The 7560-nt window shown below is 55.7% G+C and carries 5 protein-coding genes and 3 pseudogenes; 6 read left to right on the forward strand and 2 right to left on the reverse strand.

The genetic code is table 11. The features are described from left to right. Positions 1-258 precede the first annotated feature (258 nt). Together PWM43_RS15055 and PWM43_RS15060 are read right to left on the reverse strand one after the other, a co-directional pair. Positions 259-1599 carry a hypothetical protein gene (locus tag PWM43_RS15055; protein WP_289843295.1) on the reverse strand — a complete coding sequence of 447 codons (1341 nt, stop codon included), beginning with the start codon at positions 1597-1599 and terminating at the stop codon, positions 259-261. A gap of 500 nt (positions 1600-2099) precedes the next feature. Next, positions 2100-2458 (reverse strand): annotated as a pseudogene (locus PWM43_RS15060) (integrase core domain-containing protein); the annotation flags it as partial. Between the two features lie 4 nt (positions 2459-2462). Here PWM43_RS15060 and PWM43_RS15065 point away from each other — a divergent pair. The 6 genes and pseudogenes from PWM43_RS15065 to PWM43_RS15090 all read left to right on the forward strand — a co-directional run. Next, positions 2463-2561, forward strand: a pseudogene (locus PWM43_RS15065) (IS3 family transposase); the annotation flags it as partial. Positions 2562-3139: 578 nt separating this feature from the next. Continuing rightward, a complete protein-coding gene (locus tag PWM43_RS15475) occupies positions 3140-3448 on the forward strand; it encodes a DUF2946 family protein (RefSeq protein ID WP_394356097.1) in 309 nt (102 codons plus the stop codon). A 197-nt stretch (positions 3449-3645) separates the two neighbouring features. Then, positions 3646-4641 (forward strand): LLM class flavin-dependent oxidoreductase, encoded by a 996-nt coding sequence (locus PWM43_RS15070; RefSeq protein WP_289843296.1) that lies wholly within the window; start codon positions 3646-3648, stop codon positions 4639-4641. Between the two features lie 954 nt (positions 4642-5595). Next, positions 5596-6213 (forward strand): YceI family protein, encoded by a 618-nt coding sequence (locus PWM43_RS15075; RefSeq protein WP_289843297.1) that lies wholly within the window; start codon positions 5596-5598, stop codon positions 6211-6213. Positions 6214-6217: 4 nt separating this feature from the next. Further along, positions 6218-6837 (forward strand): annotated as a pseudogene (locus PWM43_RS15085) (cytochrome b). Further along, positions 6834-7400, forward strand: a complete 567-nt coding sequence (locus PWM43_RS15090; RefSeq protein ID WP_289843300.1) for a YceI family protein — start codon at positions 6834-6836, stop codon at positions 7398-7400. Before PWM43_RS15085 ends, PWM43_RS15090 begins: the two are co-directional and overlap by 4 nt. Positions 7401-7560: the final 160 nt, after the last annotated feature.

Here is a 7560-nt window from a genome sequence, read left to right on the forward strand (position 1 = left end):
CGCTCGGAATCCCCTTCACGCAGGCCATTCAGTAAAGAATAGAGCCTCAAAGGAAGTATCACGTCTACATATCAAATTCCGCAACAGAGCCGATCATACGTGGAAAATTCCAACTCAACTTGGCCGGGTTTTCGGGGTGCGCGTCGATTTGCCAAGGCAACGGGGTTCAATCAGCGTTCCCTTGGGCATCCGTCAGCACAAAACGTTCCATCCAGAACTTAAATTATGCTTCAAACTCCTCGTAAATCCCCATAACCCTTAGTGGATAGTCTGTAACGGAACACTTTTATATTTTCCGGTGCTGATACAGACGTACAGATTGAAATCATCGGCATGCATTTCACCTATCCTGCAATGTGCAGATGCCGTTTCTGTAGCATGATTGACGTTGACGAAACCTGAAACAGTCGCTTGGCCACGCTTGTCGATGGAAGCCAGAGTATTGGAGTGTTCGTCAAGCGCTCGGAAAAAAAATCCGGTATCGTCACTTGTATTTCGTGATGCGGAATAATCATCACGTCCGGTCGGAGCTTCAGCGATGAAACCTTTCCTCGCGGTGACGATCTGGGATGTCTGATTACCTATCTTGTCCAACCAGGAAATGGGCGTTCCCTTCTCATCGAACGCCTGCTGGAAAAAACCCGCTTCTCCAGCAGATGTTTTGTATTGCTGGATCTGATTGGTCGTTTCGCGAATTGAAATGCCAGTGGTCCAGGGGAGCCAGGATGCGTCATATGCAGCGTGCATGATAGACAATGCGACGGAATTCACGTTTCTTCCGCTGGCTCCTCCACCCGCCAGAAAGAGTCCCGTCGTCCACTGCCCGTCGGTGACTGCGGCATTGAAATTGGTATCGATTTCGAAGGCGAGACCATGGTTTCCGGAAACGTTCAGAACCCAGTTTTCGACTTCGGTGCTAAGGTCGGTGGAGGGCGTACCGCCAGCTCCAGTGTCCGCTCCGACATATCGACAGGCAATCCAGTTGCGGTCCGCATTTTTGTTTTGTCTATTGGGACGGTTAGGAAGACACTCAATGCTTTCTGCGACAGTCGCACCTTTACCTGCTTGAGGAATTGCGGCCGGATCGTAAACTGACTTACGGTTTGTCGCGATAAGATATGGGTTTGTATACGGGCTGATGAGGGTTCCAGTCCCATTAGCCGGAAAGCCGATAGCCTTGCCTGAAATGACGTTGCCGTTAAGCAGCCACGTGCCGATTTCACGACCATTGTAACTGCCGGAATTGATCGTGTAGCCGTGGGGTGAATATGGGAAGTATACTGGGAAACGGTTACTGGCAGTCGCTAGAGCCTTTCTGATCGCAGTTCCGCTGTCTGCGTCGCCGGGTTTCGCACCATAATTCATGACGTTGATTTGCTGCCCAACGACGGAAGAGAGAGGTTGGGTAACGCCGTCCCCGATCGTGATGCGCTGCGATCCATCAATTACGCTGTTATTCACGTTTACCGGCGGTCTGAACGAAGGATTTGTCTGATGTGTTTCTGCTGATGTTTCTCCAGGGGGGGGAGAGGAAACCGATTGTGAAAGAGCGACGCCGGGCGCCATGCCAAAGGTAAGAGCAAAAAAAAATTTCTTCATGATTTCTGAAACTCCTGAGCATTGTAACGGGAAAAGTGCGGATTAGATGTATTTCCGGAGGGAAACGCGTTTTGGGCGAGACTAGGAACATCGTCCGTGACGGACTCAAGATGGACGGATCGAAGAAGCGTTGATTGAGGCTCTTGTCTTCTGGATTGCTGCGTGGCGGGGTCGGTCCTCTCCATGAAGGTCTCGTCGGCGTTTGACCGATAGGCCCGACCGAGGGATCGAACGCCGTGTTGCTGCGATCAAACCATCCGTCGCGCGATCTGGCGCCGTCATGAGGCGCAGTATCGGTCGTCGTCCTCTTCCGGATCAACCAGAACTCTCGGTCGATGGAAACAAACAGCTTATAGCCAGAGAAGGGAATGACGAGATTCGTTGACGGGATTGTTCGATCCTCATGTCGTTTTGCGCAACTGCATCGCAGCTTTCATCAGGCATGGTGGTTGTGAAGTGCTCCCCGCGTTTGGGCCAGCGTGAACTGGAAACTTCCAGGTTCAAGGCTCAGTCGGAAGATCCGCCGGAGAGTCGTTCAGCAGCGATACCGGGGGTTCGTTACCGATGCGTTGTGCGGGCGGACCTCGTTGTAGTCGTGACGTCAAGCCTCCATTTTTGCAACGGCGTCCTCAAGGCTCATGAACCAGTGCGTGTTTAGGCACTCGGCCCGGAATTTGCCGTTGAAGGGCTCGATGAAGCTTTTGTCGGTCGGCTTGCCCGGGCGGGGAAAGTCGAGCACGGCTCCCTTCTGATACGCCCATAGATCCAGATCCCGGCTGACAAACTCCGAGCCCCGGTCGACCCGGATGCTCCCAGGATAACCCATCTGCCCGCAGATCCGCGCTAGGTGCTGAACGAGAGCAGCCATTTTCCAATACATTAACGGATTTTATAATACGTGGAGACGGCATTCATACCTCGGCCGCATCAGCCCACTCGCTTTCAAGGCCAGAGCCGCCTAACAAAATCCCATACCGGCACAAAACCGTCACATCTCCATCGTGTCGATCAGACCTTTGTCGAGGTGGAACCTTTCTGGTTGAGCGATGAGCGGATAGTCTCGGTCCGTCGGTGGTTTCAGATGCGCCGGGCTTCAATCCGTGCGGATGAAAGGGCAATTCTCAGCAGGATCGCTCATGCCATGCGGAATAATCTTCCATTTGCCCCCTGCCCGATGTCTATGATGGCGAACGGGCTGTAGGTCCTGACAGGCGGATCCTTACACAAAGGTTGCACTGATCGCCTGTCGAGCCTAGGGGAAACGTCAGTACGTGAAGCGCCGTAGGATAATTGTGAACGGTCTCATCTCCCTTTCCAATACTGCAGACCAGGATCGGTGACGGCGGGTATGCCGACACGTGGGATGAGACGGAGCATACGATGGCTTCTCGTCGTTGTGACGCTCGTCGGCCTGTGCGGACAACTCGCACTTACTTGCGGAGCGCGTCCTGAAGAAACACCCAGGCAGGCAATCCCGCGCCTGACCGGGATCGATATCACCGCCGCGCCGCTCCCCGATCATCGGGTTTCGCACCCCCCCATGTCGGCTCACATGCCGATGCCTCACATGTCCATGCCAATGGGACATGACACCCATCCGAAGCTGGCGCGGGCGCAATCGTCCGGCGAGTCAGATATCGGCCACCATCATCACAACGACGGCTCTTGTCCGCTTTGCCCGCTGCTCCATCTCCCGGCGATCGTCTTGGTGGCAGTGATCCTGGTCCTTTTGGCAACACGTCTGCGTAGCGTCGTTCGCCCGAAGGGCAACGCCCTCCGCGCCCCGCCGGTGATTCGATTCGGTGTCGCGCCTCCCAGGGGCCCACCTCTTATGCCCGCTCTTCGCTAGCTGGCAGAGATCGCACCTTATCCGGTCTGCGTGTTCCGCCGTCACGCCGCCACCGGCGCCAAAGAGCTACGCCCGCTCTCGCCAGACGCGGCATCGGCCTGCCGGACCATCTTGCTGGTGCTTACGGGGCTCTAACTCTGGTGGCCGCGTAGATGCAGTCCTATGTTGAAGAAAGAGTGAGCAAGAGGACTGTTTCCATGATTCCGCTTTCAATTCTTGATCTGGCGTTCATCAATGAAGGTAGTTCTGCTGCAGCGGCTCTCCATCGCAGTGCAGACCTTGCAGACCATGCGGAGCGCCTGGGATTTCACCGTTTCTGGCTTGCGGAGCATCATGCGATGCCCGGTATCGCTTCGGCGGCAACGGCGGTTGCTATCGGGTATGTTGCAGGAGCAACGAAAACTATTCGGGTGGGGGCAGGTGGAATCATGTTGCCCAATCACGCACCGCTTGCTGTTGCCGAAGCATTTGGTACGCTGGAATCGCTTTACCCGGGGCGCATTGATCTTGGACTGGGGCGTGCTCCAGGCTCTGATCAGGCGACCATGCGGGCACTGAGGCGTGATCCCGGCTCTGCGGATCGCTTCCCCCAGGATGTTGTCGAACTGCTGCATTATTTCGAAGAGCCTCAACCGGGTCAGACGGTTTTTGCTGTGCCGGGAGCGGGGCTCTCTGTGCCCGTCTGGCTGCTTGGATCCTCCCTGTTTTCCGCGCATTTGGCCGCGATCATGGGTCTGCCGTTTGCATTCGCCAGTCACTTCGCACCGGATCTGATGGAAGAGGCTCTTGCACTTTATCGTCAGCGTTTTGAACCGTCTGAATGTCTTCAGAAGCCCTATGCCATGCTGGCCGTCAATGCGATTATCGCAGAAACGCTCACCGAGGCGCGACATGCAGCAACGTCACTGGAACAGCATTTTGTTGCGTTGCGCCGAGGGCGTCCAACGCAATTTCCAGTACCTCGCGCCGTTTCGTGGAGCGAACAGGAACAGGCTCTTATCGGCCGAACCTTACGTTATACGTTTACAGGAACGGCAGATGTCGTAGCGGGTGGAATCTCCGCTTTCATAAAACAGCACCAGCCCGACGAACTTATGATCGGCGCGCCCATCTTCTCCCAGGCTGCGAGGAAGGCAACTCTTACCGGGATAGCACAGAGACTGATGAGGGATCAGTCCGTAGAAATTTCGTGATTTTACCAACAGGTGTTCGGATCGAAAATCCTGCGGTTCTGTGTCAACGCCCTGCAAGAAGCGGTTGCCGACATCCGCCAGGAGTATTGACAGATCGATGATCTCTTTCGCGATCAGATGCACGACCGCAGCTTCTTTTTGCAGCATGCCTTTTACCGCCAACATCTGTCCGCCCAGCACGATGCGTCGGTTGAACGCCGCGAAAAGGAGGCCCTGCGTAAATGCCGTGAGACGCAATTCGGGGAACACTTTCCAGAGCCCCGCGAGTGACACAAGCAACTAGCCATGATGCAGTCTGGCGTTCGGTTTGCTTATGGGAGGCATCAGGTCATTAAAAAAAACTGCTTCAGGCACGATCGGAACACCAAGCCAGAACATCTCACGCCAGCCAGCATACCTGCCATTTCTATTGTTATGGAACGGGCGCGCGCGGGGTACGGTAGACCCCTGCCCTTTCCCTGCCGAAAAACTTTTCCGGCCGCGATCTGTAGCTCATCTGCGCCATCGAACAGGCATCCCACCAGCCGAATGGTATCGAGCGCGACCCGAGACTGCTGGAATAACATAGCTACCGTTTGTGGATGGCGCATCATTATGCGAAAGACACGAAAACCCATCGACCTGAGGAAATAGCGCACTATCAGGATGTACCCGACGCGATCCAGCCAGTCGTGACGAGATCCTCGCCCGGCACGAGACCGGACGCTTCCACGATAAGGTTCCGACAGAAATGGGAGAAGCGATGGACATGCGGAAAATCGTGGCACCGAGTCATTTCGGCTTTTCTCATGCTCCATAGATAAAATATAGAAACCATATATTTCCATCGTTGTTATTTCTCACTCGCTTTCCCGTCGGTAATGAAGACCTCAGCGGAGCAGAAACCGGTGTTCCTTTCGAACACCACGGCGCTGCTTTCCAGGATGCACTCATTACTGACCGGAGAGTCATTTCATGAAATACACTCTGCTTTCCTTTCCTGCGGCCGCTGTTGCAATTGGTCTGCTGGCAGGTAGTCCGGCATCTGCTCAGGTTGTAACCAACGCCGCTCAGGTCCAGTCCGGAACCTACGACGTCGAGCCGGGTCACACACAGGTCGGCTTCTCTGTCCTGCATTTCGGCTTCACCAACTATCTCGGCGTCTTCTCCAATGTTTCCGGCACGCTGAGCCTTGATGCGAAAAGCCCGGCTTCATCAAAGCTGTCGGTGACCATCCCGGTGAGTTCCGTGCAGACGACGAGCGCCAAGCTCGATGATGAGCTCAAGAGCGATCAGTGGTTCGATGCCACGAAATTCCCCAATGCCACGTTTGAGTCCACGTCCGTTCGCATCACCGGCCGCAACGACGCGATCGTAACCGGCAACCTGACACTGCACGGTGTCACGAAGTCTGAAACCCTGAAAGTGCATTTCATCGGTGCCGGCGTGAACGCGCTGGACAAAAAATACACCACCGGGTTTGAAGCCACCGGCACCATCAAACGCAGCGACTTCGGCGTGAAGATGTATGTGCCTTATGTGTCTGACGATGTGCAGCTGCGCATTGCCGGCGCCTTCGAAAAACAGGGCTGATCCTATGCCTACGCCCGCACGCACAGCGAGCGGGGCCACACGGTATTCCACAGTCGCGATCATCCTCCACTGGCTGATCGCTCTGGGAATACTGACCCTCATCGCGATGGGTCTGGTCATGGACCATCTCCCCCTCGATACGATGCGTGTGTTCCAGCTCTATCAGCTGCACAAATCCATCGGCATCACCGTGATGTTTCTGATCGCCTTGCGTATTGGGTGGCGTCTGGCATACAGCGCTCCCGCGCTGCCCGCAGATATGCCATCACTGGAAAAAAAAGAGCACATCTGGCGCATCTTGCTCTCTACGGATTGCAGGTTCTGCTGCCCCTGAGTGGCTGGGCAATGGTTTCTGTCTCGGTGCTGGGCATTCCGACCGTGCTGTTCGGAACAGTGCCATGGCCCGACCTTCCGGTGCTGTCGACCCTGTCCGACAAGATGCCGGTCGAAGCCGCTCTGAAGGTGGTCCACCACTGGGCCGCATGGGGGCTTCTGGGTCTGATCATCCTGCACGTCGCCGCAGCCCTACGACACCAGTTCGTCCTGCATGACCGAGTTCTTCGTCAGATGCTGCCGTCTCGCGGCACGTCCTCCACACCTCGCCAGAAGGGAGAAACCCCATGAAAGCATTTCACAAGTTTCTGCCAGTCGCTACCGTGGCTGGTCTCCTGCTCTCGGCGCCGGCCTTCGCCGCCGACTGGACGCTTGCGTCGGGCAACGGCACGCTGGGCTTCTCCGGCACCCAGACCGGCAAGGCGTTTGAAGGTCATTTCGGAAAATATGATGGCACGATCTCCTTTGATCCGGCCCATCCTGAATCCGGTCACGCAAAGATCACCATCGATATGAGCAGTGCCGCGACAGGCGACAGCCAGCGTGATGGTGCGCTACCCGGTCACGACTGGTTTGACATCAAGGCATTCCCTTCGGCTGTTTTCGAGGTGAATGACTTCAAGAGCAAAGGCGGCAACGCCTATGACGCTGAAGGCACACTGACCATCAAGGGCGTGAGCAAACCCGTTACCCTTCCTCTTACCATCGACATTTCAGGCTCTACTGCGCATGCCAAGGGCCGTCTCCAGCTTGTTCGTTCCAGGTTCAACGTCGGTATCGGCCCCTGGACGACAGGCCAGTGGGTTGCGCTCGAAGTGGGCGTGGATGTCGATGTCACAGCGCATGGCGGCTGACTTCCGACATCCAGTATATCATCCGGCCTGACGCTACGGAGGGTTAGCGGAATGCCATCGTGCTGGACATAATACCAATTTGTTTTTGCTATGACCCATGAGCCCAGTCGCGCAATCCGAGAGACATAATGCGCCATGGCTGGTCGGTGAGCTGGTTCCA

Source organism: Brytella acorum, from assembly GCF_029309905.1.
Taxonomy (GTDB): Bacteria; Pseudomonadota; Alphaproteobacteria; order Acetobacterales; family Acetobacteraceae; genus Brytella; species Brytella acorum.

Coding starts and splice junctions, on each gene's coding strand:
- PWM43_RS15055 (WP_289843295.1), bottom strand. CDS start 1,599: ATGAAGAAATTTTTTTTTGCTCTTACCTTTGGCATGGCGCCCGGCGTC.
- PWM43_RS15475 (WP_394356097.1), top strand. CDS start 3,140: ATGTCGGCTCACATGCCGATGCCTCACATGTCCATGCCAATGGGACAT.
- PWM43_RS15070 (WP_289843296.1), top strand. CDS start 3,646: ATGATTCCGCTTTCAATTCTTGATCTGGCGTTCATCAATGAAGGTAGT.
- PWM43_RS15075 (WP_289843297.1), top strand. CDS start 5,596: ATGAAATACACTCTGCTTTCCTTTCCTGCGGCCGCTGTTGCAATTGGT.
- PWM43_RS15090 (WP_289843300.1), top strand. CDS start 6,834: ATGAAAGCATTTCACAAGTTTCTGCCAGTCGCTACCGTGGCTGGTCTC.